This is a genomic window from Ruegeria sp. BA2 (genome assembly GCF_056539605.1).
Genome location: NZ_JBQFVE010000005.1, coordinates 106,868 through 132,855 on the forward strand (window position 1 = coordinate 106,868; position 25,988 = coordinate 132,855).

At 55.4% G+C, this 25,988-nt stretch carries 23 protein-coding genes; 17 read left to right on the top strand and 6 right to left on the bottom strand.

The window, feature by feature from the left end:
* Positions 1-124: 124 nt before the first annotated feature.
* The 3 genes from ACR0NN_RS12765 to ACR0NN_RS12775 all read left to right on the top strand — a co-directional run bounded on the left by ACR0NN_RS12765 (position 125) and on the right by ACR0NN_RS12775 (position 5,452).
* On the top strand, positions 125-1,351 hold the full coding sequence (locus tag ACR0NN_RS12765) for an MFS transporter (RefSeq protein ID WP_170746976.1): 1,227 nt from the start codon (positions 125-127) through the stop codon (positions 1,349-1,351).
* Positions 1,352-1,595: 244 nt separating this feature from the next.
* Complete coding sequence (locus tag ACR0NN_RS12770; RefSeq protein ID WP_170686334.1) at positions 1,596-1,907, top strand: hypothetical protein; 312 nt, start codon at positions 1,596-1,598, stop codon at positions 1,905-1,907.
* Between the two features lie 152 nt (positions 1,908-2,059).
* Positions 2,060-5,452: a sialidase family protein gene (locus tag ACR0NN_RS12775; protein WP_170723913.1), complete on the top strand. Its 3,393-nt coding sequence runs from the start codon at positions 2,060-2,062 to the stop codon at positions 5,450-5,452.
* Between the two features lie 21 nt (positions 5,453-5,473).
* On the opposite strand, the gene ACR0NN_RS12780 is transcribed toward ACR0NN_RS12775, so the two are convergent.
* The 3 genes from ACR0NN_RS12780 to ACR0NN_RS12790 form a co-directional block, all read right to left on the bottom strand.
* A complete protein-coding gene (locus ACR0NN_RS12780; RefSeq protein ID WP_170723914.1) occupies positions 5,474-6,526 on the bottom strand; it encodes a hypothetical protein in 1,053 nt (350 codons plus the stop codon).
* 87 nt (positions 6,527-6,613) lie between these two features.
* A complete protein-coding gene (locus ACR0NN_RS12785) occupies positions 6,614-6,922 on the bottom strand; it encodes a MocE family 2Fe-2S type ferredoxin (protein WP_170723915.1) in 309 nt (102 codons plus the stop codon).
* A gap of 26 nt (positions 6,923-6,948) precedes the next feature.
* On the bottom strand, positions 6,949-8,085 hold the full coding sequence (locus ACR0NN_RS12790; protein WP_170723916.1) for a fatty acid desaturase family protein: 1,137 nt from the start codon (positions 8,083-8,085) through the stop codon (positions 6,949-6,951).
* Positions 8,086-8,382: 297 nt separating this feature from the next.
* Between ACR0NN_RS12790 and ACR0NN_RS12795 the strand changes: the two genes are divergently transcribed.
* The gene (locus ACR0NN_RS12795; RefSeq protein WP_480684812.1) at positions 8,383-9,420 is read left to right on the top strand and encodes a LacI family DNA-binding transcriptional regulator; all 1,038 of its coding nucleotides are present in this window, start codon (positions 8,383-8,385) and stop codon (positions 9,418-9,420) included.
* Entirely contained in the window at positions 9,417-10,196 is a 780-nt protein-coding gene (locus tag ACR0NN_RS12800; protein ID WP_480684813.1) for an SDR family oxidoreductase, read from the top strand. Before ACR0NN_RS12795 ends, ACR0NN_RS12800 begins: the two co-directional genes overlap by 4 nt.
* Before the next feature lies 1 nt (position 10,197).
* On the opposite strand, the gene ACR0NN_RS12805 is transcribed toward ACR0NN_RS12800, so the two are convergent.
* Positions 10,198-11,361, bottom strand: coding sequence for a LacI family DNA-binding transcriptional regulator (locus tag ACR0NN_RS12805; RefSeq protein ID WP_480684815.1), 1,164 nt, complete (start codon positions 11,359-11,361; stop codon positions 10,198-10,200).
* Between the two features lie 66 nt (positions 11,362-11,427).
* Here ACR0NN_RS12805 and ACR0NN_RS12810 point away from each other — a divergent pair, with 66 nt between their 5' ends.
* The 9 genes from ACR0NN_RS12810 to ACR0NN_RS12850 all read left to right on the top strand — a co-directional run bounded on the left by ACR0NN_RS12810 (position 11,428) and on the right by ACR0NN_RS12850 (position 21,021).
* Positions 11,428-12,156, top strand: a complete 729-nt coding sequence (locus ACR0NN_RS12810) for an SDR family oxidoreductase (protein WP_170723918.1) — start codon at positions 11,428-11,430, stop codon at positions 12,154-12,156.
* A gap of 12 nt (positions 12,157-12,168) precedes the next feature.
* Positions 12,169-13,323, top strand: a complete 1,155-nt coding sequence (locus ACR0NN_RS12815) for a Gfo/Idh/MocA family protein (RefSeq protein WP_170723919.1) — start codon at positions 12,169-12,171, stop codon at positions 13,321-13,323.
* 10 nt (positions 13,324-13,333) lie between these two features.
* Complete coding sequence (locus ACR0NN_RS12820) at positions 13,334-14,248, top strand: sugar phosphate isomerase/epimerase family protein (protein WP_170723920.1); 915 nt, start codon at positions 13,334-13,336, stop codon at positions 14,246-14,248.
* Between the two features lie 53 nt (positions 14,249-14,301).
* Positions 14,302-15,330: an ABC transporter substrate-binding protein gene (locus ACR0NN_RS12825; protein ID WP_170723921.1), complete on the top strand. Its 1,029-nt coding sequence runs from the start codon at positions 14,302-14,304 to the stop codon at positions 15,328-15,330.
* A gap of 138 nt (positions 15,331-15,468) precedes the next feature.
* The gene (locus tag ACR0NN_RS12830; protein WP_480684816.1) at positions 15,469-16,890 is read left to right on the top strand and encodes a sugar ABC transporter ATP-binding protein; all 1,422 of its coding nucleotides are present in this window, start codon (positions 15,469-15,471) and stop codon (positions 16,888-16,890) included.
* Positions 16,887-17,825, top strand: a complete 939-nt coding sequence (locus tag ACR0NN_RS12835) for an ABC transporter permease (RefSeq protein WP_170723923.1) — start codon at positions 16,887-16,889, stop codon at positions 17,823-17,825. Before ACR0NN_RS12830 ends, ACR0NN_RS12835 begins: the two co-directional genes overlap by 4 nt.
* The gene (locus ACR0NN_RS12840; protein WP_170723924.1) at positions 17,822-18,829 is read left to right on the top strand and encodes an ABC transporter permease; all 1,008 of its coding nucleotides are present in this window, start codon (positions 17,822-17,824) and stop codon (positions 18,827-18,829) included. Before ACR0NN_RS12835 ends, ACR0NN_RS12840 begins: the two co-directional genes overlap by 4 nt.
* Positions 18,830-18,844: 15 nt before the next feature.
* Complete coding sequence (locus ACR0NN_RS12845) at positions 18,845-19,921, top strand: Gfo/Idh/MocA family protein (protein WP_170723925.1); 1,077 nt, start codon at positions 18,845-18,847, stop codon at positions 19,919-19,921.
* Positions 19,918-21,021, top strand: a complete 1,104-nt coding sequence (locus ACR0NN_RS12850; protein ID WP_170723926.1) for a Gfo/Idh/MocA family protein — start codon at positions 19,918-19,920, stop codon at positions 21,019-21,021. Before ACR0NN_RS12845 ends, ACR0NN_RS12850 begins: the two co-directional genes overlap by 4 nt.
* A 7-nt stretch (positions 21,022-21,028) precedes the next feature.
* On the opposite strand, the gene ACR0NN_RS12855 is transcribed toward ACR0NN_RS12850, so the two are convergent.
* Positions 21,029-21,928, bottom strand: coding sequence for a LysR family transcriptional regulator (locus ACR0NN_RS12855; RefSeq protein ID WP_170723927.1), 900 nt, complete (start codon positions 21,926-21,928; stop codon positions 21,029-21,031).
* Positions 21,929-22,043: 115 nt separating this feature from the next.
* Here ACR0NN_RS12855 and ACR0NN_RS12860 point away from each other — a divergent pair, with 115 nt between their 5' ends.
* The 3 genes from ACR0NN_RS12860 to ACR0NN_RS12870 all read left to right on the top strand — a co-directional run bounded on the left by ACR0NN_RS12860 (position 22,044) and on the right by ACR0NN_RS12870 (position 24,883).
* Positions 22,044-22,664 carry a glutathione S-transferase gene (locus ACR0NN_RS12860; RefSeq protein ID WP_170723928.1) on the top strand — a complete coding sequence of 207 codons (621 nt, stop codon included), beginning with the start codon at positions 22,044-22,046 and terminating at the stop codon, positions 22,662-22,664.
* 81 nt (positions 22,665-22,745) lie between these two features.
* The gene (locus ACR0NN_RS12865; RefSeq protein WP_170723929.1) at positions 22,746-23,222 is read left to right on the top strand and encodes a nuclear transport factor 2 family protein; all 477 of its coding nucleotides are present in this window, start codon (positions 22,746-22,748) and stop codon (positions 23,220-23,222) included.
* A 29-nt stretch (positions 23,223-23,251) separates the two neighbouring features.
* Entirely contained in the window at positions 23,252-24,883 is a 1,632-nt protein-coding gene (locus tag ACR0NN_RS12870) for an FAD-binding oxidoreductase (protein WP_170723930.1), read from the top strand.
* Positions 24,884-24,964: 81 nt separating this feature from the next.
* Here ACR0NN_RS12870 and ACR0NN_RS12875 read toward each other — a convergent pair whose 3' ends face one another.
* Positions 24,965-25,987: an adenylate/guanylate cyclase domain-containing protein gene (locus ACR0NN_RS12875; protein WP_170686315.1), complete on the bottom strand. Its 1,023-nt coding sequence runs from the start codon at positions 25,985-25,987 to the stop codon at positions 24,965-24,967.
* Position 25,988 lies beyond the last annotated feature (1 nt).

Here is a 25,988-nt window from a genome sequence, read left to right on the forward strand (position 1 = left end):
CGTTTTCTGGGAGCGAATTCATGACTGCTGATAAAACTTTTTTTGACTGCAAAATTTCATGCGACCCGCTGCTGGTGGCGATTACTGAAGGCCTACTGCAGTGTTATAATTTGGTGATGCCCTGATGGCGCATCGGTGGATCAGAAGCCACGCAGTTGATGGCAGTGCGGCAATTTTGGCGTTGTTTTGCGCCGACTTGATCGTTCGAACAAGCTATCAGATCGGTAAGGCCCCAGTTCTGACAAGTGTTGCGATAGACCTCAACATGGCGCCGCTGTTTTTGGGGACCATTGCGTCGATTTCCACGGCCACTGGTTTCTTTCTCAAACCCGTATTCGGTGTGCTGTCTGATCGGATTGGGCGTCGGATCTGGCTTATCATTGGCGCGTCTCTATTTTCCGGTGTGCCTCTGCTCTACAATTTTGTCGAAACGCCTGGCGATCTTGTTGCGCTGCGTTTGTTCCACGGTCTGGCCACCGCGATATATGGCCCAGTCACGCTGGCTTATATTGCTGCGACGCGTCGTGTGGGTGTGGCCGAGACATTCGGATGGTTCGGCCTTGCGCGCACTGCTGCGAACATCGCAGGTCCTATGATCGGTGGCGCTGCACTGATGGTCGCTGAACCAGAAAGCATCTACACCGCTACCAGTTTTTTTGCAGCGGCTGCCTTTTGTTTCCTGCTACCGCTCAATGAGCCTAAACGGCAGGAACAGACGCGTCTACGCACCGGGCTGCGTGGCGGATGGCGGCAGCTGAAAGCAGCCAATCGCACCATCATTTTAATCGGTACAGTCGAATTCACGGTGCACATTGCGATCTATGCTGTGAAAGGGTTTGCCCCTGTCCTGATGCTGTTGAGCGGGGGCCATCCCATCGCTGTCGGGACCTTCCTGGCCACCCAAGAGGCAGTGGCAGCGATCTTACGCCCGGTCATGGGGCGCTTGTCTGATCGTATGGGGCCAAGAACACCTATGGTTTTGGGTCTGATCCTCGTGTCGGCGGGGTTGTTGACTATCGCAGCCACTGGGCAAGGTGCATCGATGTTGATCGCTGCGGTTTTGATTGGAAGCGGGCAGGGTGCCTTTGGACCCGCTGCGTTATCGAGCGTTGCCAACACCGTACCTGCTCCACATCTCGGTCTGGCATATGGTGTCATTGGGTCGCTGCGCAATGCGGGAAAGATTGTAGGCCCAATAGCCGCGGGTGGCCTCACGACATTTTTCTCCGCTCCATTTGCCTTTTCAGCACTGGCTGTTTTCCCGTTGATCGCTCTCGCTCCGATGCTTTATCTGAAGCTAAACCTGCTCAGCAGATCAGAGGCTGAACCCGCCAAGCTGAGAGATGGATGATCATGTCTGAACGGCCGGACATTGGCAGGGATTGAACGGCGGGTTTCATCGGTTAAAGAACGGAGCGCAAGTGTCTTATGTGCAGACAATATTGCAAAATGTCTCGAATCGTGATAGAGTATCTAAATTAATAATTTGTTAAAAGTGCATATATATCAGTTACTTATGGTATCGTTTCCAACTATTTAACCGCCCCTTTGCTGAGAATTCGCAAGTCGTGCTCGGTGGGGCAATGGGGGATAGAATGGCCGATAAGAAAGCACCGACTGTTGCCGCACAAATCCGGGCTGCGAAGGCCCCGAAAGGCAGCAATCTAGAAACATTAATTCGCGACAACCAAGATTTCGACGTTCTGGGAGCCACCGAGTTCGACGACGATTACTCTTTGCCGCTGTGGTTGCGTGTTTTGTGGAGAAAGCAGCATCCTGAAATCACGATGCCCGACACAAATCCAGGTGCGGCGTATCCAGAGGCTCTGTCGCAAATCCATAAACGTATGGTCGCCGAACCAAACAAGGCTTGGCTTAATCTGCCGGATAAATCCGAGCAGAAATAAGCCCGGGTGCACAGCCCAATCGTAATTTTTATTCAGCGAGAAATGTTATGCCCGATTTCAGAATTTCCGGCGCTTCCAGCAACGATCGCAGTGAATCAGACATTCGACTGAACATATATGATTCTGACCGTGTGATTGCCGCTTCGAACGATTTGAACGATACGACTATGCCGCACTTCGTCTCGACCGATGGCGGTGCAAATTGGACCACGACCAATTTACCCGCGCAAGCAGGGGACATAGCACAATCCGACCCCGAGGTGGATTGGGCCTCGGACGGTACAGCCTGGTCACTGGCCTTGGGTATTGATGGCTCATTCAATATTCGGAACTATGCGTTTAGCTCACCAGACAACGGAGCGACCTGGAATTTTGACGCAACCGTCTCGGGCGCACAACTGGCTGCTGACCGGCAAATCATCTGGGTTGACAAAAGCCCGACCTCGCCGTTCCGCGATCAGGTCTACTCGGTTTGGCACAATGGCACGCCTGTCTTCTTTTCGCGCCGTACCCCCGGACCCGGAGGCACGTGGTCGGCGCCGGTTCAGATCAGCGGTGCCGAGACAACGGTGGTTGGTATCGGCGCGGATGTACGGACCAACGCAAATGGCGATGTATTCGTCTTCTGGCCGGATGCGGATGGAAGCAGGAATATCGTCTTCGTGCGCTCAGTCGATGGCGGCAATACATTTACCGCGCCTCAGGTCATTGCGACGACATTTGCCAACACACGGCGGTTGAACATCCCTGCAGGCAGTTCGCGGCGGCTGCGTGTCTATGTCTCTGCTGACGCTTATCGCACCGCGACCAGGAACATGGTTTATGCCGTCTGGTCTGATCTGAGTGGGGAAACCGGATGTACCACCGGAGGAGGGCCCGGCCCGGATGCCACGTCCACATGCAAAACCAGGGTTTGGTTCACTCGTTCCACTGATGGGGGTAACACCTGGTCAGCGCCTGTGATGATCAACAACCAGTCAGGGTTGAATGACCAGTTCCATTCCCGTCTCTGCGTTGACCAGTCCAATGGATTGATCGTTGTGACCTATCACGACACGGTGGCAGATTCGGACCGGATTGAGAGCCATGTCTACTATCAGACCTCGTCTGACGACGGGCAGACCTGGAGCGCGGCAACTCAAATCACGACCCAACCCAGCGACGCGACCGGTGCTGCGGTCGACCCGAATGGGTTTGGCTATGGTGACTACGACGGGCTGCACGGCCATCACGGCACTTTCTACCCATGCTGGACCGATTTTCGTAATGGCGTTGAAGAGATATGGAGCGACCGCCTATCGCTGGTCCTTAAGCAGAGCTATTTCATTTTGGATCGCTCATCACTGGGGCAAGACGAGGTCAACGCTATGCTTGCGCAGGCGAGCCCGTTCACCTTGTCGGCGAGCGTCTATGTCGTTGTGGATGGTTTTACGGCATCCGAGTTGGGCATTACTGCGTCTGATCTAAGCGGGGTACCGACGACCAGGCCAAATCTCACGACGACTCCGGCGTTGAGCGGAATTTCCTTCGGTGAACCCACCCAACTAATCGCAGAAGATCCCTCGCTGCCAACAAACCTGACCCAGCGGTTCACGTGGGTCTATGACATCACGGTAAGCAGTGACGCTGATTTCACCGCAACGCTTGTGAACATAGGTCTATCAGCCTCGATTGGGGGCACCACAGCAGCGGCAGTCTTTGAGCTTAGGCAAGAGCCCAACCCTTATGAAGTGGATGGTCAAACTCACTGGTTGTCCACCGACCTGCGGGTCTTTCAGGTCAAAGATGGCGACGGCAGGTTTGGTGCGACGCTATCAGGGTCATCGATCGGTGCGGCCTCAAATTACATCAAGGCGGCGATTTCCAATCTTAACGACGGATCGACGACCGATGATTTTGACAACCTCCCGACCAATTCCGCAAATGAGATTGCGCTTTACCAAACTGACAGTTCGGGCACAGCAGTTTTCAACTTTGCACTGGCGCGCGTGCGTTACCGCGCATTGGTCGATGACGCCGAAACCGTCCGGGTGTTCTTCCGTCTGTTCCCGGCGCTTGCCGTGTCACTGGACTTTGATCAGAGCACAACTTACCGGCGGTTCTCGGATGGCGCGCTGAATGGTCAAGCCATCCCGCTGCTTGGACAGGTTAACGGCAATATCCTATCCATTCCCTGCTTTGCAGAGCCACGGGTCGACGCCTCTTCGGTCAGCATGACGACCCAAACAGACCCTGCAAATGTGCAAGACATCATACATGATCCCACCGGGATCGAGGTTGAGGCTTTCTTTGGTTGCATCCTGGACGTCAATCAGCCGGGGGAGACAGAGTTTCCGTTGAACCCAACGAATGATGGGCCCTTTGGCGGCACGCTGCAGTCGATCCTGGCGCTGACACGCAACGCTCACCAGTGCCTGGTTGCCGAGATCGCTTTTGACCCCGATGCCATTCAAACAGGACAGACGCCTTCAACCTCAGACAAGCTGGCGCAGCGCAATCTGACACAGGTCGAATCCGACAACCCCGGTGCGGTTGGCTCTCGGAGAGTTCCAAATACTTTCGAGGTGAAGCCGACGCCAACCACACATGCCGCGGCCGGTTTCCATGACGAGTTGATGATCGACTGGGGGAATGTGCCTCAAGGCGCTGTTGGGCGTGTTTACCTGCCGGGCACGGCACCGGATGAAGTGCTGGACCTCGCCAAGCGCCTCTATCGGGCACGTGATCTGACGCGTGTGGATTCGCACACTATCCAGCTGAACGCTGGCGGTATCAGCTATATCCCCATCCCGCCGGGAACTTCGTTGCCTCAGGCCGGATTGTTGACGATCGATTTGCCCGAAGGTGTGAAACGCGGTCAGACGTTCCGCGCGGTCGTGCGACAGCTTACACATAAGGCACGTGCGCGGAAGTCCACCAACGGGGCAGTCGATACGGCAACCGACGCCGTTGTCGGGCTGGCAGCGGTGACGACAACCGCTACAGTCGCCGCCGCGACGAAGCCAACAAGCAGATTTGCGATCTGGGAGGAGGTTACAGGCGCCTTCGAAGTTGCGATCCCTGTTTCCACGCGATCCCTGTTGTTTGAACCTGAGACCAGGCTTCTGTCAGTTCTGCGATGGATATTGGGTGGCATTCCCGCCGGTGATCGCTGGTTCTTGCCCTTCAAGCGCTATGTTGCCGAAGTCGGACAACGAGTTGGGGGCTTTGGCGGTGATCCGGGATCGGTGAAGCCGGATCCAAACGGCCTGCCAGGCGGTTTCGGCATCAAAGACCCAGACGGTCCAGATCCGACCAAGCCTCGGCGATCTGCCGAAGGTAAAGTAATCTCATTGCTTTATGATCGTTGGGGGGATTTCGAAGGGTTTATCCTGGACACCGGCGGTCGCAAGTTACGGTTCGAAAGCCGGGAGCATACTATCGAAGACCTAGCTGAAACAGCGTGGCGCGAGCGTATTCTTGTTGCGGTGTTTGCTAACCCCGATGATCACAGACGCCCCGAGAAGATTGTGTTCCGGTATGCGCCGAGGCCTCACTGGGGTTAATGGCTTATCGATGCCAAGGCGTTATGAAGCGCTGAAGAATCCTGGGTGAAAACCAACGCGTTTTCTGGTCCCGCATTCTCCGATCACTTCCAACTGATCCCCGACAAGGTCGATCGATCGGACGGCAGACCCCGAAGGCCAGGCGATGGCGCCAATCGCATGTTTGACAGTTCTTGTTGTGCCATCGGAAAGAGCCAAGGCACCTAGTCCACTAAGCGATACATCGCGATCAGGGCCTAGAATATGTGCCGCAGACCCTTCCTCGATTCCCAGGCATCCGTAATGGCGGCCCGACCAGGGCGGGAAATCCCGCCCGCCATTTGAATGCCACAGCATCGTCATGGGGAGCGAAGTTGATTGTTTCAGTGAGATGAATACGTCGCCCTCAACCGGTCGGGTTACAGCCGTCCATCCCAGTTCTTGGCCTGGTGCATCAATTCCGACCACAAAGTCTTCGTGTTGTGGAAACCAAGGATAGCGTGTCAAATCTGCGCAGCCATTATTCGCCGGGAACTGGGTTGGGTCCTCACTAGATGCGGGGTAGATCAAGCCTGATCTTCCGCGTTTCGGATCGGATTCCTGCGGTGTCGGAGGCGTCATCCAGCAGGATTTAGAAGACGTGCGGATTAACCCTCCGTTTGGCAGTGAGATATTCGCATGGTTTGCCACGGGAACTGATCCGGCGCCGCCTATGAAACTGTGTTCCTGATAGACAAAGGGATGACCCGAGGAAAGCCATAGCTCTTTGATCACCTCAGCGTCATTCACTCGATGCTCCAGTCGGGCCGAAAGACTATCGCCGGATGTATCCGTGACTGACCAGGGCGCATTGGCAGGCCACCCGTGCAACGGAGCCCCATCTTTTTCCTGCCCAAATGGGGCACAGAAAAAGTCGCCTCCGAGTTTGTACAGGTGCGGCGCTAAACCTTCTGGCAGAGCTTCGTCTGATCCGACCCAAGGGGCGCGATGCAGCGGAGAAATTTCGGCTTCGCCATCCGTCACGGTAAAGCCATTGATCATGCCGATTTCAGGGTCGAATGACAGCCGAATCTTGATTGCAAATAAGTCTATCATTTCAAGGAACTTCCATCCGAAATTGATGTGATTGTCTCTGCGCGGCCCTGCACGCTCTCGGCTGTTAAATATCCGTGCGTAGCAGGGTCAGACAAGAACCATTACTTTACCGTTTTCGATCTTGGTTGGGTAAGTTCCCAGCTTTTCACAGGCGGGGGCACGTAAAGCTTCACCTGACCGATAATCGAATATCCCATTGTGCCTTGGGCATTCGATCTCATTGTCCATCACAAGACCATCGGCCAAGTGAACCTGCTCGTGCGTACACAACCCATCAGTACAAAAGAACTTCCGGTCGGCGCTGTGGACAATCGCGTAGGTCTTGTTGGCATGGTCCCAACGAATAACATCTTCTTCCTCAACATCATCGACGGCTATTGCTTCGATCCAAGGCATTGGTCCCTCCAGCCTATGGCACTACTTTAAACATCACCGCTCCGATCCGGCACATGCGCATGAAGATGGGCTTTGTATGGCCGCGCGGTCGCCGGGAGCGCTCTGACAAGTGTATAACTCGGGTCCGCACGCTGCCGCTTCACTGCGCCCATCATCTCTTTGTAGCCCTCCCAGATTGAGGCATTTGCAGCGGGCAGATCGTCCTTGATTTCCTCGTGCAAGGCCGGAAGCGCATAGTATGGCACCATTGGAAACATATGGTGTTCGACGTGATAGTTCATGTTCCAGTACAGCCAGCGGCTGATGGGGTTCATATAGACTGTGCGGGAATTTAACCGGTGGTCGATGACATTCTCGGGCAGACCACCGTGTTGAAGCAACCCGGTCATGACAAAATGCCAGCAGCCGTAAATTCTGGGTCCTCCGATCAACAAGATTGGGATCGTTGATCGCCATCCCATGCCGCTTGCGAACATGGCTCCCGAGCCGACTAAGACAACTGCGTAGATAAGCATGTGAACCCGGGCCCAAAAGACAGCCTTTGGCCATTCGGACTTGGGGATGTAATCCATTTCGTCCGGTGATAGATGGCCCAACGCATTGCGAAATAAGACCCCAAGCGATTGCCAAGTGTCATAAATGCCGACAAAAGCGATTGCCTTCAGCATCAAATTGATTGGATGCATCCATGCGATTTCCGGATCACGGCCAACGATCAACGTGTCGGTGTGATGACGCGCGTGGCTCCAGCGCCAGTTCACCGGGTTTCGCATAATCTGGAATGAGGCGATGTGGTATACAACGTCATTCATCCAGCGTGTCCGAAAAGCGGTTCCATGACCGCACTCGTGCCAGCGACTGTCGCAGGCAGAGCCATAGACCACCCCATATGCCAGCCAAAACGGAAGCGAGAACCAGCTTCCCCAAAAATATATGCCGCCCGCGGCGAACATGAAGTGAAGCAAAAGCCAAATCGCCGTGTCGCGCAAGGCAGGGGCATCGCGGCGTTTCATAAGGGATTTCATCGTTTTGCGAGGGAGTTCGCTGTGGTACCACTCTGCCGCCGCAAGCCCGATCTCTTGGGCTTTCTTGCCAGATGCACCCGTTAGCGCATAGTCCCGGTTCGCGATCTGCCTCGAAACTGGTTGTTGGATATCAGTCATATGTACAGGCTCAATGGATTTCGGGTTCTCCCAAGTCTGTTAGCTCTAAAAAGCCAACGATAGTGGCTTGCGTACAGACAACCAGTTTTGAAAATTCGTGCCAAAGCATCAAGCCCAGCCTCCATCAGATTACATCAGACAGGACCGCCGACCACGAGTATTGCCGTCTACTTCATACCAACTTTTGGTGCCCAGTCCTGATTGGCGATGTAATCTGATGTGCAAGGATCAAGACGAATTTCCGTTTCCGTGTAAGATTGGAAGTTACGGCCTCACAGAACCAGGATTCTCAAACGCATGGTGCGCGCCACAATCGCAGATATATCCGAACGGGCGGGAGTTTCTACGGCAACGGTTGACCGGGCCCTGAACGGGCGCAAAGGGGTCAGCGCGGCCAACCGGCAACGCGTTATGCGCGCTGCGCGGCTTTTAGGATATCTGCCGTCCGAGGGTCTGCTCGCATTACCCTCGCGACCAGCGCGCCTGACTTTTTTGATCCCCTCAGCCGGGAATGCTTTCCTGCAAGATCTCGCAGATGCGATAATACGGTTCTCTGAAACGCAGCCCTTGGTAGCGCGTTGCACCGTCTTGGCCGTCAAAGGCATAGGCCCGGATGCGTTGATGGAGGCGCTGGATAGCCTTCCACCCGACACAGATGGGCTTGGCGTAGTGGCAACCGACGATCCACGAAGCCGCGATGCTCTGCGCCGGGTTTGTGAATCTGGGATTCGCGTGGTCACGCTGGCCTCAGATGTGCTGGCAACCCCCAGATCGGACTATGTTGGCGTCGACAACTTGGTGGCCGGGCGAACCGCCGCTCAAATCCTTGGCATGTTCGCCGGGGGTAGGGCAGGTGAGGTGGCGATCTTTTTCGGGAGCCCTGCCTATCACGGCCACAGCGAACGCGAGGCTGGATTTCGATCATGTCTGCCCACTTACGCCCCGAACCTACATGCGTTGTCCTCGGTCGAAACCGGTGAAAATGGAGAGCGATTGAAACGGGAACTGACCCGTTTGCGTCGGACGACCGCCAATCTGGTCGGTGTATATTGCGTGGGCGCTGGTCGAAAAGGGCTGGTGCAAGCGCTTGAAGAGGTGCCTCAACCAGAAAGGCCCTTTGTCGTCACGCATGATTTGACTGAGGAATCGCGGCGATGGCTTGCGGACGGTTTGATCCATGCGGTAATTGACCAGAACGCTCATCTTATCGGTGAACAAGCGGTTATAAGACTGTTGGGCGCAATAGCATCGGGTCCAGTCCAATTGCCGGTGGAGCATGTCGAACCAAGAATTATCCTGAGAGAGAATATACCTGTTGGTCGGGTGTCCGTGTGAATGAGCAACTGGAAAATATGTCTGTTGTCGTCACCGGGGCGGCCAAGGGCATTGGTCGGGCAATCGCTCAAGAAGCTTCCCGACAAGGGGTTCGTGAGATTGTGATAAGTGACAAAGATGGTGCCGGACTGCAAAAACTCGCACAGGAATTGTCTGGCGTTGCGCGTGTTGAAACCGTTGTAGCGGATCTGGCCGAGGTTGCCACGTGTGCCGGTATCGCATCCGCCGCACGTAAGGCATTTGGGCGGATCGACGGGTTGGTGAATGCCGCAGGTATCACGACCAGGGCTAGTTTCATTAATGGGACTGCTGAAGACTTTGATAAGATTTTCTCGACAAATACCCGCGCGCCATTTCTGCTGATGGGCGAAGCAATTCGAGATATGAAAGCGCGTGGCGCGGGTGGTGGGATCGTGAACATTCAGTCAATGAATGCCCATTGTGGCGAACCTGACTTGGCGGTCTACGCTGCTTCGAAAGGTGCGCTGCAAACTCTGACCAAGAATGCTGCCAATGCACATTTACACGATGGCATTCGGGTAAACGGGATCAACTTGGGCTGGGTCCTAACGGAGTCAGAACATGAAACTCAGACCAAGTCACTGAGACAGGGAAAGGATTGGGCGGAAAGGGCAGGGCAGAACCGTCCGCTGGGGCGCCTGTTGATGCCAGAGGAAGCGGCGCGTTTGGCTGTCTTTCTATTGAGTCCTGCGTCATTTCCTATGACGGGCGCAAACATCGACCTTGAACAGGCAGTCGTGGGGGCACCGCGATAGCCTAATTATTGCTTGGCTTGGGCGTTGCCGTGCTGGCCCGCTTGATGAGTTCGACTGGTATTGGCGCTTCTGACTCATGCGTGCTCAGCCCCGAAGACAGGCGGTCGAGCAATAGTTTTGCTGCGCGTTGGCCTAACAGATGCCTATCCTGCCGGATGGTTGTCAGAGCGGGTACGTAATATTCCGACATCTCGATATCGTCGAATCCGACAACAGAGATATCTTCAGGAACGCGCACACCGCCAGCCTGCAATCCAGAGATCAAACCAAAGGCCACCATATCAGCCGAACAAAAAACAGCCGTGGGCCGGCTTTGCATAGCCAAAATTTTTGTAGCGGCCTCAAAGCCGGATTCGAGGGAAAAATCACCGCGGATGATCCATTCGGGTGGAGCCGGAAGCCCGAGACGAGTGCGTTCCGATACCATTCCTTCGCGACGCGCAGCTGTTAGAACATTGCCCTGCGGCCCAGTGACGTGGGCGATTTTTCGGTGTCCTAGTTCGTATAGGTGGCGAATGGCCAAGCGCGCGCCTTCGACATTGTCACTTTTGATGACAGGGAAGGAATGATCCTCAACCCATTCACACAAAAAGACAATCCGATCTTTCGCCCCGGCTTGGATGCATGTGCTCAGCACGGTATTGGAAAGCTGACCATCCAACGAGATGGCGCCATCAATGCGCCCATCAAGGAAGTATTCGGCCAATGCTGAATCTTGGATGGGGTTGCTTTCGGTATCGGTGATCAACACAGCATAGCCCGTGCCTGAAAAAGCCTCACTGATGCCCGCAAGGATGCCGGAATAGAAAGGCTTACCAAGATTCGGGACCAAGATAAGCACCGCATTCGCCCGCTGCATCCTTAGGTTTCTAGCCGCTTGATTGACCCTGTAGCCGGTACTTTGGATGGCCTGTAGAACGGCCTCTTTCGTGGATTTTTTGACAAGATCGGGGCTGGACAAAACCCGGCTGACCGTGGCCGTGGATACGCGAGCCTCTCGGGCGACGTCTTGAATGGTTGCTGCTTTCTGAATCATGATCCTGGTCGCAGAATGAGATTTTAATTGACTCGAATCTCTGGTGTTGTCGATTATGTAATCGATTTCAAATTGTGAAAAGGATGAATTTCTCAAAATGTAATCGTTTGCAGCTTGTTTCTGCTGCAATCTGGGGAGTGTGATGATTGATGCTGCGATCGCTGCGAATTGCACATTGACGACGGAGGAAGAGGTTTGACGGCTGCCGCTCAGTTTGACTATTCCGGCGCAAAGGTCACCGTGATTGGTGCAAGTCGTGGTGGTATCGGGGCAGCGATCTCGCGCGCGTTCCAAGACGCGGGAGCCGAGGTTGAGATTACCGGCGTCGAGGAAAGCTGCTTGCCCGAAGATGCAGCGCGATTTCCTTACACACAGCTCGATATTGTCGACACCCAAGCGGTTCAGACCTTTGGTCAGGAACGTGACGAATTGGACGTTCTGGTGAATTGCGCATCCATCACGCGGCGTGGCGAGGAGATGGAGCCGAATTTTTTCAGTCACGTTCTGGATGTGAACCTTGCAGGGACAATGCGTTGTGCTCAGGCTTTGCACTCAGCTCTGTCATCGCGTCGTGGCCGCGTGATCAATATCGCTTCCATGTATGCTTTCTTTGGCTCACCGCAAAACCCGGCTTACGGATCGTCCAAGGCTGGGGTTGCGCAACTGACCAAGTCTCTGGCGGCTGCATGGGCCTCGGACGGTATTCGCGTCAATGCAATCGCTCCGGGCTTCATCATCACCGAGCAATCCGCCCGGGCTAGACAGGATCCGGAATTCACAAAGTCAATCGAAACCCGAACACCCATGGCGCGATGGGGGATGCCTGAAGACATTGTGGGAGCGGCTCTCTTTCTGGCCTCTGATGCGGCCGCTTTTGTCACAGGTGTCTGTATCCCCGTAGACGGAGGATATTCGGTTGTTTGAGGGTGGTTTCACATGACTGATTTCACACAAATCCGCGCCGCAGTCATCGGAACCGGATTCATTGGGACGGTACACATTCAGGCATTGCGTCGTTTGGGTGTCCAGGTGGTCGGCGTTCTTGGTTCATCCGCCGATCGTGGAGCAAAGCGCGCCGGTGAAATCGGCGTAACCAAAGCCTATCCGACATTGGAGGACATGTTGGAGGATGACAGTATCGACGTCGTGCATGTGACCTCTCCGAACCATGCGCATTACCCGCAGGTCATGGCGATCCTTAAGGCAGGCAAGCATGTGATTTGCGAGAAGCCTCTGGCCATGACCAGCAAGGAATCGGCTGAAATGGTCGAGATGTCGAAGGCATCAGGCATGGTATGCGCTGTGTGCTACAACATCCGGTTCTACCCCCTGAACCAGCAAGCTCACGGAATGGTTCAGCAGGGAGAACTGGGTGACATCCGGTATGTCACAGGTCACTACCATCAAGACTGGCTCGCGAAGCCAACCGATTGGAACTGGCGTCTACAATCCGAGATCGGTGGCACCTTGCGTTCAGTTGGGGATATTGGAACCCATTGGGTGGATCTGACCAGCTTTGTCACCGGGCTGAAGGCCAAATCCGTTTTTGCCGATCTGACGACTTTCCTGCCTACGAGGCAGCGCCCCAAAGGGCCGGTCGAGACGTTTTCAAGCGCAGAAGGAACGACCGAGCCGGTCGCTGTAGATACTGATGATGCCGCCGCCATCATGCTACGCTACGAAGGCGGGGCGAAAGGGGTGATGACAACATCTCAGATCAACGTAGGGCGCAAAAATTCGCTTGTCTGGGATGTTGCTGGGAGCAAAGCAAGTGCCGCATGGGATAGCGAAACGCCAGATCACCTGTTCGTCGGCCATCGAGACTGCGCCAATCAGGTGTTGATGCGTGATTTCACCCTCATGAACCCCACAGGGACCCGGGCGGCAACATTGCCACCTGGTCATGTCGAAGGGTTCGCAGATAGCTTTCTGAACTTCTTTCGCGCCGTCTACACGGATATTTGCGCCGGACATCGCGGCCCTGACAGCACATGGGCCAGCTTTGAAGATGGTCACTATGAAATGCGGTTCTGCGATGCGGTTGTGAAATCTGCCCGCGAAAGTCGTTGGGTCGAATTGGACGAGGTGTAGGGGGTTTGCGATGAAGCTAGGGCTGTTAACTGCGCCATTTGAGGATACCGAACTGACCGAGGTTGCCACTTGGGCCGCTGGGAATGGTTTTTCCGCGCTTGAAATCGCGTGCTGGCCGTATGCGGGTGGTGAAAAGCGGCGCTATGCAGGGACCAGCCACATCAATGTCGACGGTCTGACAGCGGTGCAGGGAAAAGACATCGTTGACGAATTACACGACAAGGGCATCGAGATTTCAGGTCTGGGGTACTATCCTAACCCGCTGCACACGGATGCATCGCACAGGGATGAGGTGATCGAGCACCTCAAGAAGGTGATCACGGCTGCAGGGGCGATGGGGCTTGCAATCGTCAACACTTTCGTTGGTGGCGACCGGACGTTGAATATCGATGAAAACTGGGCGCGTGCGACAGACATCTTATCTCCGGTCGTAGATCATGCCCGTGGTCAGGGTGTTCGGTTGTGCTTTGAAAACTGCCCGATGATCTTCAGCTATGATGAATGGCCCGGGGGACACAACATAGCCTACTCCCCAAAAATCTGGCGCAGGATTTTTGATCAATGGGAGGATGACGTCGGGATGAATTTTGACCCGTCCCATCTGATCTGGCAGTTCATCGATCAAACCAGGTTCATCAAGGAGTTCGGCCCGCACATAGCACATGTCCACGCCAAAGACCTGATGGTGGATCGCGATGGGCTGTACGAACACGGGATTATGTCGGCGGGCATGGGCTGGCAGGTGCCACGCCTCTGCGGGTTGGGCGATGTTGATTGGTCTGATTTCTTCTCAGGCCTTTATCGCGCTGGATATGATGGCCCGATCATCATCGAACATGAAGACAGGCTGTTTGAGGGAACCGACGAAAAGGTAAAGCGCGGGTTTCTGCTGGCACGCGACGTGCTGCAACCGTTCATCAAGTAGAAGGTTGAAAGGCTCGGAACATAGCAAAGACTGTTCAAATGGGAGGTACTAACATGAAAAAGCTATTCACAGGTGCGGCGGCGATAGCTGTTGCTGCGTCGTTTACTCCGGCGGCGTTTGCCGCTGATTACACGATCGGCGTGTCCAACACCGTTCAGGGGAATGGATGGCGCGAACAGATGATCTGCGCGATGCGCGCACAGGCTCTGGTCGAAGCGGATGTTTCAAATCTGATCGTCGCTCACCGCAACACCGATTCAGCGGGGCAGTTGGAAGATATCAACAACCTGATCGAAGCCGGTGTGGACGCTATCGTTTTGAACCCGTCAAACCCGGATGCGCTGAATTCCGCATTGGATGCGGCGATGGAAAAGGGCATCGTGGTCGTTGCCGTTGACGCAGGCGTGACCGCGGACGGAGCTTACATTCTGTCAAACAATCAGGAAGAATACGCCTATCTTGGTGCCAAATGGTTGTTCGAGCAGTTGGGCGGTTCCGGCGATGTAGTCTATATGCGCGGTATTGCCGGTGTGTCGGCGGATACCGATCGCGATAACGGATTCAAGCGCGCCTTGGCCGAATATGACGGCATCAATGTGGTTCATGAAGTGTTCACAGGCTGGCAGCAAGATCAGGGCAAACAGCAGATGTTTGACTTCCTGGCCACTGGAATTCCGTTCGATGGTGTTTGGACCAGCGGCATCGATAACGTCATTGTGGATGCGTTCGTGGAATCCGGCGCGCCGTTGGTGCCCATCGTCGGTGCGGATAATGCCGGCTTTGTGCAATACCTGACCGAAGTCGATGGCTTGCAGGGGGCTGCGGTGACCAATCCGGGGTCCGTGGGCGGGGCTGGTATTGCCTTGGCGGTCGACATTCTGAATGGCAACGCACCTGGCGATAAGACTGTTCTGGTGGACCCGGTGCTTTGGGAAAACGCCACTGATGACGGTGTCGCAACGATCACCGCCGCCCAGAACCCGAACCTTGATCCTGAATGGCCCGTCTCGGTCACGGTGCCAGGTTGGACTGACTATTCGATGGAACAGATCATCGACTGCAAAGGTCCGGGCGACAGCTAAGCCATTGTGAAAACTGTAAAACGTCTCCCTGCCCAATTCGGGCGGGGAGCGGCTAATGTGGAATAATGCGTGCCGATGACAGTGACAAACCTCCTCGATGCTACGGGTATTGCCAAAAGTTTCGGCGCCGTCCGTGCATTGACTAAAGCCAGTCTTCGCGTCTCAGAAGGCGAGGTTGTCGCTTTGATGGGGGCAAACGGGGCTGGCAAATCCACCTTCGTGAAAATCATCACTGGTGCCTTAAAGCCAGATAGCGGTCAGGTGCTGATCCGGGGGCAAGTGGCGCGCGTTGGAAGCCCGGCAGAGGCGCGAAAATCGGGTCTTGTGCCAGTGTATCAGGAACCCTCGCTGATCCCCGATCTGGATGTGGCCGACAATCTTCGCCTTACAAATACACCGACTGAGCCGTTCAGGCATTGGGTCAGCGAACTTGGAATTGGCGAGCTGAACCTTTCGGACATGATCGCCGACCTCCCGCTGGCCACGCTGCGTATTCTTGATCTCGCGCGCGCTCTGGCGTCCAAGCCCGACGTGGTTTTACTGGACGAGATGACGGCCGCTCTGCCCACTGATCTTGTCGAGCGGGTTCTCAAAGTCGTGCGCGAGCAAGCGGACAAAGGCATGGGCGTCATCTATGTCTCGCATCGGTTCAGCGAAATCTCAGAGCTTTGCGACCGCGCCTCGGTTTTGCGTGACGGGATGACCGTTGGTGATCTGATGATTGAGCCGGGCGTCGAAGAAAAAGCAGTTGAGCTTATGCTTGGGCAAAAGCTGGACCTGGGTGACCGCGAAGACAGGGCGGCACATTCCACCGCAAAAGAACGCCCGCGTCTGTCCGCGAAGAAGCTGGCGATAGCGCCGAAAGTTTCAAACATCTCGTTTGAGCTATATCCCGGCGAAGTTCTTGGTGTTGTGGCGCTTGAGGGGCAGGGCCAGGACGAGCTTTTCGAATGTCTGGCCGGATTTCTGTCGCCGACTTCGGGTGAGATCAAAGTCAACGGATCGTCCGCAGATTTTCGGCATCCCGCCGATGCAATTGCCGCCGGGCTGACCTTTGTGCCGGGTGATCGGGCCGAAGCATTACTGGCGCAACGTTCGGTACGCGAGAACATTGCCCTGCCGTTTTCTGCGCGCCTGCGGAATTGGGGTCAACTAAATCTGCGGCGCGAGCGTGAGCGGGTCGATTATGCCATCGAAAAGTTGCAGATCGACACGCGCGCGCAGGGCGAGGTGCAGCGTTTGTCTGGGGGTAACCAGCAAAAAGTGACCATCGGCAGATGGCTTGCCACCGGCGTCGAGACGCTTTTACTGTTCGACCCGACCCGAGGAATCGACGTGCGCACCAAGCGCCAGATCTACCCGCTTGTACGCGAATTGGCCCAGAACGGGGCTTCGGTTCTGTTCTACACCTCCGAATTGGAAGAGGTTCCGCTAGCCTGCGACCGTGCATTGGTCATTTTCAATGGCCGCGTTGTGGATGTCATCGAAGCAACAGACGCTGACGAACAAACCTTATTGCGCGCGGCTTATGGGCTAACAGAAAACGAGAGTGCAGCGTGACTGAAGCTTTACGTAAACACGCGTGGCTGATTGGTTTGGTTGCACTGCTACTGGTTCTTTTGGCGATCACTAAACTCATACAGCCTTCTTTCGGAGCATCCGGGCTTGAAAGCATCGCACGTGCCGCACTGCCCTTTGCTTTTGCAACGGCGGGTATGGCCGTTGTTGTTATCGTCGGTGGGATTGACCTGTCAGTCGCGTCGATGATGGCGGTGTGTGCGGTCTCAGCGGCTGTTTTGATGGAGAGGATGTCCGGGTTGCCGGCCATTGTTGTCGTGTTAGGTATCGGACTGGCCATGGGTTTGATCAATGGCGCGCTCATTGTATTGACGCGGGTCCCTGACATTGTGGTGACACTGGCCATGCTGTTTGTTTGGGAAGGGATCGCCCTGTTGATCCTTGAGACGCCAGGCGGATCGACGACCGATTGGGTACAGCAGAGCATTCGCGGCAGTGTAGTGCCCGGATTACCGAGTGCGCTGGCCATCATGATTGGTTGCATCGCCCTGATCTGGCTTCCTTTGCGGCGATCCAAGCTGGGCATTTCGATCTACGCCACAGGATCAGATGAGCTTGCAGCCTTCCGTTCGGGCGTATCCGTCGGGCGCGTGAGAATCGCGGCCTACGGGATCTGCGGAGTATTCTGTGCCTTCGGAGGGCTAAGCCTTGCTGCCTTGACAGGGATCGGCGAGCCGGTGCCGGGCCCCTACCTTCTTGCCTCGGTCGCGGCAGTTGTTTTGGGCGGTGTTGTTCTGGGCGGGGGACGTGGCGGCCTGCTTGGTCCAATCGTCGCTGTTTTCATTCTCCGGATCGTCAGAACGATCCTGACCTTTCTGGCTGTCGATCCCAATGTCACCACAATCATCGAAGGTACGATCATGGTGGCAGTCGTGTTGCTTGGAACAGCAGCAACCATGCGAGGAGCAGGGCGATGAGTATGGCCGTAAACGACCCGCCCATGGTGCGCTTTGGCCGATATCTGCGGGATAACCCTGTGATCCCACTGATCGCCTTTCTGGTGTTGCTGGTCGCTGTTCTAGAGATCATGCGACCCGGAATCGTCACCCCATTTCGGGCCGGGCGCGATGGGCTGGTCTCAACCTTCTGGGTCGGTAATCTGATCAAGTTTGCGATCCCGCTGGCGATGCTGTCAGCCTGTCAGGTGCTGACCATGCTAACCGCCGGGATCGACTTGTCGGCTGGCATCGTCGCGACTGTGGCGGCCTTCGTCTGTGCGACCTTAAGTTCGATTTGGGGTGTCGCCCCGGCGGTGCTGATCGCTCTGGCATCCGGTTTGCTCGTTGGGATCGTCAATGGCCTGGGCGTCGGGTTGGTACGGGTGCACCCGTTGATCATGACCTTGGGCACTGGCCTAATCGCCACCGGGTGTCTGCAGGTGTATCAGCGAATGGTGATCAACGCGGGGTCCGAGATACCAGCCTTTCTGGCCTGGCTTGGAACCGGGCGTACTATGTCTATGCCCAACGGTCTGTTTCTGTTCGTTCCCTTCGCCTTGTTCATCTTCTGGCTGATGCGGTTCACTGGATTTGGCAGGTTGCTGTTCGCGCTCGGTTCGAACGAAAATGCCGCCAAGCTGTCGGGGGTCAAATCCTGGCAGGTGTACCTTGCTTTGTACGCGCTTTCGGGCGTGATCGCGGCGGTCGCCGGTTTGCTGTATCTTGGCATGATCCGGCAAACTTCGCTTAGCCTTGCCAATCCACTCTTGCTGCCCTCTGTGGCCGCAGCGGTGATCGGCGGAACCTCGATTTTTGGAGGGCGTGGAAGCTTTGCGGGCGCCATCGTGGGCGCGTTGATTATCAGGGTATTGGATACAATGCTGACGCTAATGCAAATGCCCGAAGGCGCAAGAACCGCGCTGTTTGGTCTGATCATTTTGGCGGTCACTGCCATCTATGTCAGGATCACTGGAAACCGGTAAAAGGGAGGAGGGCCCATGTCCAGGTTTCGAATTGTTGGAATAAGCTTTGACCACATGCACATGGGCGACCTGCTTCGCATGGTGCACGACCATCCCAACGCCGAGATTGCCGGGATATTTGATCCAGACATGTCCAAGATGGCATCGGCTATCGAGACATTTGACCTATCAAGCGACCGCGTGTTCACCGATTTTGATGCCTGCATGGCAGCCGGACCGTACGACATGGCCATACTCTGCGTCGCCACCGCGTCCCACGCCGACTACACTGAAAAGCTGGCAGACCACAACCTGCATGTCTTCGTCGAAAAACCATTCGCGGCGTCGGCGGATGAGGCCCGCCGCATGATAGCGGCCATGGAAGGGACGGGCAGGCAACTGATCATCAACTGGCCGCTGCGATGGGTGGAAAGCCATGTCACGGCCAAGCGTTTGATCGACGAAGGAATGATCGGGGAACTGCGAGAGGTTCATTTCTACGACGGCAACCGGGGGCCATTGTTCCATCTGGCCGACAAGGTTGAGGTCAACCCCGAAGAGGTTGAACAACAAAAACCAACTTCTTGGTGGTACAAGAAATCTTCGGGGGGCGGCTCGCTGCTGGACTACCTGGGGTATGGGGCGACTCTGGGAACTTGGTACATGAATGGCGAAGCTCCGATCGAGGTAACCTGTACGGTTGATGAAACTCAGGGCATCGAAGTTGATCAACATGCCATCGCCGTGTGTCGCTATTCGCGCGGATTGTCGAAGATGGAAACCCGCTGGGGAACTTTCACTGATCCCTGGACCACGCAACCACAACCCACCTGCGGCTTTGTATTCGTCGGGACAGACGGAACGATCGCTTCACCCGACTACGCTGACCACATCACTGTCCAGACACGGGCGCGGCCCGAGCGGCACGAGATTCCTGCTGATCCGCTGCCAAAGGGTCAGACCAACGCGATCGAGTATGTATTGGGATGTATCGAAAGTGGTGAGCTGGTGGCTGGCCCGCTGCATCCGCAACTATGCCTAACGGCTCAAAGGATCGTCGATACCGCGGTTCAATCATCCGCTCAGAAACGCACTCTGGAGTTGTTGCCATGAGTGAGGACGCCGCCGATACCGACACCTATGCATTGAAGTCGAAAGAACTGGCTGAAATCCCTGCTCCAGATGTCGACTATTATCCCCCAAAACCAACGACCTATCGGCCACGCATCGGGATGATAGGAACTGGCGGGATTTCAAACAGTCATCTTGATGCCTATCGCACTGCCGGATGGGAGGTTGTGGCGCTGTGGAATCGCAGCCGCGTGAAAGCTGAAGAAAAGGCAGCTGAATTCTATCCTGACGCTCGCATTGAAGAAGAATTTCAGAACCTACTAGATGATCCTGAGATCGACGTGGTGGACATTACTCTGCCAACCGAAATACGTGCGCCCGTAATCAAAGCTGCCTTGAAAGCGGGGAAGCATGTGCTCAGCCAGAAGCCCTTCGTGCCCGATCTGGAAACCGGGCGAGCATTGGTCGAATTGGCAGATTCTCAAGGCTTAAAGCTCGCCGTGAACCAAAATGGGCGGTGGTCTCCTCACATGGCATGGATGCGCGAAGCTTGTCGTGCAGGCCATGTTGGAAAGGTTCAAACCATCCATACGGCCATTCATTGGGATCATGGTTGGACGGCAGGAACACATTTCGATGAAATCGAAGATTTGATACTTTATGACTTCGGGATTCATTGGTTTGATTTCGTTTCGTCGATCGTCGGCAATCGGGCGAAATCGGTTTTCGCAAGCGCATCGCATGCCTTGGACCAATCCAACAAAGTGCCGCTCTTGGCGCAGGCTGTGGTTCAACTGGGCGGCGGGCAGGCAAGCCTTGTCTTTGACGGCAGCACGAAACATGGGCCAATGGATACAACTTATATTTCCGGAACCGACGGAAGCATAGTTTCCCAAGGACCCGACTTGGGGCAGCAATCCATTACTCTGACAACCGCAAACGGAGTTGCCCGGCCCGCGCTGCAAGGAAAGTGGTTCAACGATGGATTTCAGGGTGCAATGGGTGAATTGCTCTGCGCCATCGAAGAAAATCGCTCACCCGACAATTCGGCAAGGAAAAACCTGCAATCTTTGGCGCTTACCTTTGCCGCGCTCAAATCACAGCGCAGTGGACAGCCGGCAGCGGTTGACACTCAGGCATAAGCTCAGGTCATGCGCCAGCGGAGCAGATCAGATCATCTCCCGCCAGATGATCAATAAGCGCGCGCACCCGAGTGGTCAGTCGACGGTTCTGGGGAAACAGCGCGGCTACGACGTAGGGGGTGACGCGGTGCTCGGCGAAAAGCTCGACCAATTCTCCTGATTTCAGAGCATCTGCGACAGTATAGGCGGGACATCTGGCTACCGCCACTCCGGCCGCCGCAAGACGAGCCGATGCTGCAGGTGCGTTTCCCTGAAGCCGCCCGTTTACCGGAACCGCCAATTCCTTGCCCTCGATGTTGAAACGCCAGATCGTCGGCTCAGTGGCGTTGCCGTCCAAAATGCACTCATGCGTTGCCAAGGCACTCGGGTGTTCGGGTGTACCTGCACGCGCCAAATAGGCAGGTGAAGCGCAGATAACCAAGGGCATCGGACCGAACTGACGAACTTTGAGTGAGCTATCGCGCATCGGGCCGATCCGGATCGCAAGATCCAGACCCTCATCGATAATCGATACACGCCGGTCCGACAGGTTGAGGTCGATCTCGACCTCTGGGTGTTTCGTTGCGAAGGCAGCAAGGGATGGGGCCAGCCGCACCGACCCAAATCCAGTTGGAGCGGAAATTCGGATGATACCGCGTAATGATTTTTGCGCGTTTTTGACCGTCTCCTCCAGTTCATCAAACCCGTCGAGAAGTGGTTCGCACATGGCCAGATAGGTGGCGCCTGCGTCTGTCAGGGACACGCTGCGGGTCGTGCGGTTTAGTAGTTGAACGCCCAACGAGTCCTCTAGATCGGCGACATATTTGCTGATCAGGCGTGCTGACCGACCCAGCCGCTGGGCAGCCAGGGTGAACGAGGCATGTTTTGCAACCAGCGCAAAGGCGCGCATGCGGTCAATTTTGTCCATGTCAATTGCGCCCTTTCAGGGCTTAATGATCCGCCGAAAGTGGCAATTATCATCTATGTTGGCAAGCGATATCTGTGGCGGCAGATCGCAGTTCGAAAATGACAGGAGCTCAACAATGTCCACCGCAGTTCGTATCCACCACTTCCCAAAATCCGGCCATGCCCATCGTGCCTTGGTTTTTGCCAAGCTTGCCGGGATCACGCATGAGCCCGTCTTTGTCGATCTGGCTGCCGGAGCGCATAAAACGCCCGAGTTTCTGGCAATGAACCCAAATGGTCAGGTGCCAGTTCTGGAAGACGGTGATGTCGTTGTATCGGATTCGAATGCCATTCTTGTTTATCTCGCACGGAAATACGCGCCGAATTGGATCGCCAATGATCCGGTTGGTGAAGCCGAGATTCAGCGGTGGCTGACCCTCGCCGCAGGGGAAATTGCGTTTGGCTCAGCGGCGGCGCGGCTTATCACAGTATTTGGTGCCCCTCTGAGCCCTGAATTTACAGCAGCGACTGCGGCCAAGGCCATGCAGAAGCTTGAGATGGGGCTGGAGGGGCGCGAATGGCTTGTAGGTGAGCGTCCGACCATCGCGGATGTTGCGGCCTATTCCTATACAGCACACGCGCCCGAAGGGAACGTTTCGCTTGATCCATATCCCAATGTGCGCGCCTGGATCGCTCGCTTCGAGGCATTGGATGGGTTCGAACCGATGCCCGCCACGGCCGCTGGTCTGGTCGCCTAATGCCATATTGGCCGGGGGTCGGCTTTCCCGGCCTCCAAGCTCTCCGCTCCCCATCGTTCTAAGGCCGTTAGGAGGCCCCCTATGACATCCGAAGCGCCTCGGCATCCCGTTCCTTCATTCACGCGTGAGACAGCCATCCAGAAGGTCAGACTGGCCGAAGATGGCTGGAACAGCCGTGATCCAGCCAAGGTCACGCTGGCCTACACACCTGACAGTCAGTGGCGGAATCGGGCCGAGTTTCCCAAGGGGCGCGCCGAGATTCAGGCGTTTCTGACCCGCAAATGGGCTAAAGAGTTGGATTATCGCCTGATCAAAGAATTGTGGGCCTTCGAAGGCAATCGGATCGCGGTGCGTTACGCCTATGAATATCACGACGATAGCGGCAACTGGTTCCGGGCCTATGGCAACGAGAATTGGGAGTTCGATGCACAAGGGTATATGGCCTATCGCTTTGCCAGCATCAACGAACACCCGATCACTGAAATCGAACGAAAGTTCCGCTGGCCCTTGGGTCGGCGCCCGGACGAACACCCAGGTCTCAGCGATCTTGGTCTGTGACGTTTTAGAAGTTTAGAGAGGGCAGGGCGATGTCGACCCGAGATAACCCATTCCATTCAGGTGAACTTGCCGCGCAGCACCGCGCCGGTGTAGGGGAAGTTGCTGCCAAGATCGCCCCGTTCATTCGCGATTTCATGCCTGATCAGCATCGTCAATTCTATCAGGATCAACCATTTCTGATTGTGTCCTCAAGCGACGCGGACGGTCGGGTATGGACGACACTACTTGAAGGGGCTGATGGCTTCATTCAATCCCCCGATCCGCGTCGTATGACCCTGGACACCAAGATCGATCCGACCGACCCGTTGGCGCAGACCTTTGACGAAGACGCTGATATCGGCGTCATCGGGATCGAGCTTGCAACCCGGCGCCGCAATCGTCTGAGCGGCAGAGCGCGGCGAACCGAAAGCGGGATCTCAATCGACATTCGTCAATCATTCGGGAACTGCCCGCAAAACATCAGCGAACGGGATTGGTGGCGGGTCAGCCATACTCCCACGTCACAACCGGTGGTGTCTGACCGTCTGAGCCCGGAGCAGATCGCGCGTATCAGCGCGGCGGATACGCTGTTTATCGGGTCGGGACGATATGGATCGAAAGGGGCGGCATCGAATGGATATGATGCCTCGCATCGGGGGGGCGAGGCGGGGTTTGTCCGTGTCATGAGCCCATCCAGACTGCGCATACCTGATTATTCGGGCAACAATTTTTTCAATACGATCGGTAACATCATCGAAGATCCGCGCATCGGGCTTCTTTTCATCGATTTCGCAACCGGAGGGCTGTTGCACCTGACCGGGCGCGCCAAGATCGATTGGACACCGCCAGAGGCCCGTGATCCAAACATTTTTCGTGTGATCGATGTCGAAATCGACGCCGTAGTCGAGCGGAACGAGGCGATTTCACTAAGGTGGTCAACCGATCCGACGCCATCGGCCAGGTTGGTCGTCGCCAAGAAAGTTGTAGAAGCCGAAGGTATTACATCGTTTCTCCTGGCCCCGTCCCAGGGCAACGCGCTGGCATCATTCAAAGCAGGGCAGCATTTGCCAATCGCGCTTGATATTCCCGCGCAGGCCACGAAAGTGAGGCGGACATATTCATTGTCTGGGAAGTTAGACGCGGATCACTATCGGATTACCGTAAAGCGCGAAGCCCGTGGTCTGGCGTCGCGCTATCTTCACGATCAGATCAAAGTTGGGGATGTAATTGAGGCCAAGCCACCTGCAGGTGATTTCGTGATCCCCGCTGGGGATGAACCATTGGTTCTTGTCAGCGCAGGTGTTGGTCTTACTCCGATGCTTGCGATGCTCCACCAGATTGCGGATCACGATCCTGATCGCCCGGTTTGGTTTGTTCACGGAACCCGCAATGGGCGCTATCATGCTCTGAGCGATGAAGTTAGTGGACTGATCGCAGCCAGTTCGAATGTCATGAAACGGGTCTTTTTCAGCCGGCCTGATGACAGCGATATTGCTGGGCAGGACTTCGATGTTGAAGGCCGGATTTCGGCGGAATATCTGTTGGGTTTGAACGCCGGTGTCAGGGCCCATTATTTGTTGTGCGGCCCATCGGGTCTTTTAACCGAATTGGCAACAGGATTGGAAACGGTTGGGATCAGCAGAGACCGAATTGCTTTTGAAACCTTCGGCGCAACAGCATGACAAGGAATGGTTTATTCTCTGACGCGCATGGCTTTTGAGGCGGATTGTTTCTGGCGATCTAAGTGAGCAGGGCCGGTCGTTTTAGCTCTTGTCGGTCAGACTCCAAACCTCTTGTTCACCAAATCCTCGAATCTCGCGTGGGCCGACGTGCTCAAGGTCAAACTGATCCTTGAGAACCTGCGCAACTTCGTCTTGGACCGTGATGTTCATCGGATCAGAGAATTCCTGAAGTCTTGACGCCAAGTTCACTGCCGGTCCGAAGATATCGTAAACGTATTTCTGGATGCCCACGACTGATCCGACAACAGACCCGGTAGCCAATCCAATTCTGCAACGCCACTGATGCGGATGGCTCAGGTTGCGGCGGTTCAGATAGCGAACGAAGCGAATGGCTGTATTCGCAATCGATTTGGCGTGATCCGGTGTCGGGTCGGGTAGACCTGCAACAGTGATATAGGCATCACCGATGGTCTTGATGCGTTCGCAGCCGAATTGCTCACCAATGCGATCAAACGCGCTGTAGATGTCATTCAACTCGGTGACCGTGACGCTTGGATCTTGCGAGGCAACCATCTCGGTAAAACCGACGAAATCCAGCATCAGGACGGATACGGGATCATAGAGCTGAGGTGTGACGACGCCAAATGTTTTGTACTCTTCGTACACAGATCGCGGCATCAGGTTGAGCAGCAGTTTTTCAACTTGCTCTTTCTCCCGCTTTAGCTCGCGTGTGTTCCGCTCGACCATCATCGAATATGAATCGATCATGGACTCCAGCTCTTTGATGCGGGTGATATTCTGGCACACCAGAACGAGCACATCATCATGCGCGACCGTGAAATCGAGTGCGATCACCAGCGTTCGGCGTTTCTTTTTGAACGTGATTTCGGATGTGTGTCTGCCTGTGCTGGATAGGCTTGTCTGAACAGTATCGATTTCGAGATCGGGGAAAAGCTGCTGCAATTGATCCGCAGGGCCATCAGCGCTGAACCATTCATCAAAGGTGTCATTGCGAAACCCGAATTTTAGCGACTGGCGATCCAGAAGCGCGACGCCCACGCCAATTGCACGAAGGAGCTGTTCATTAATGGCTTCGATGGTCATG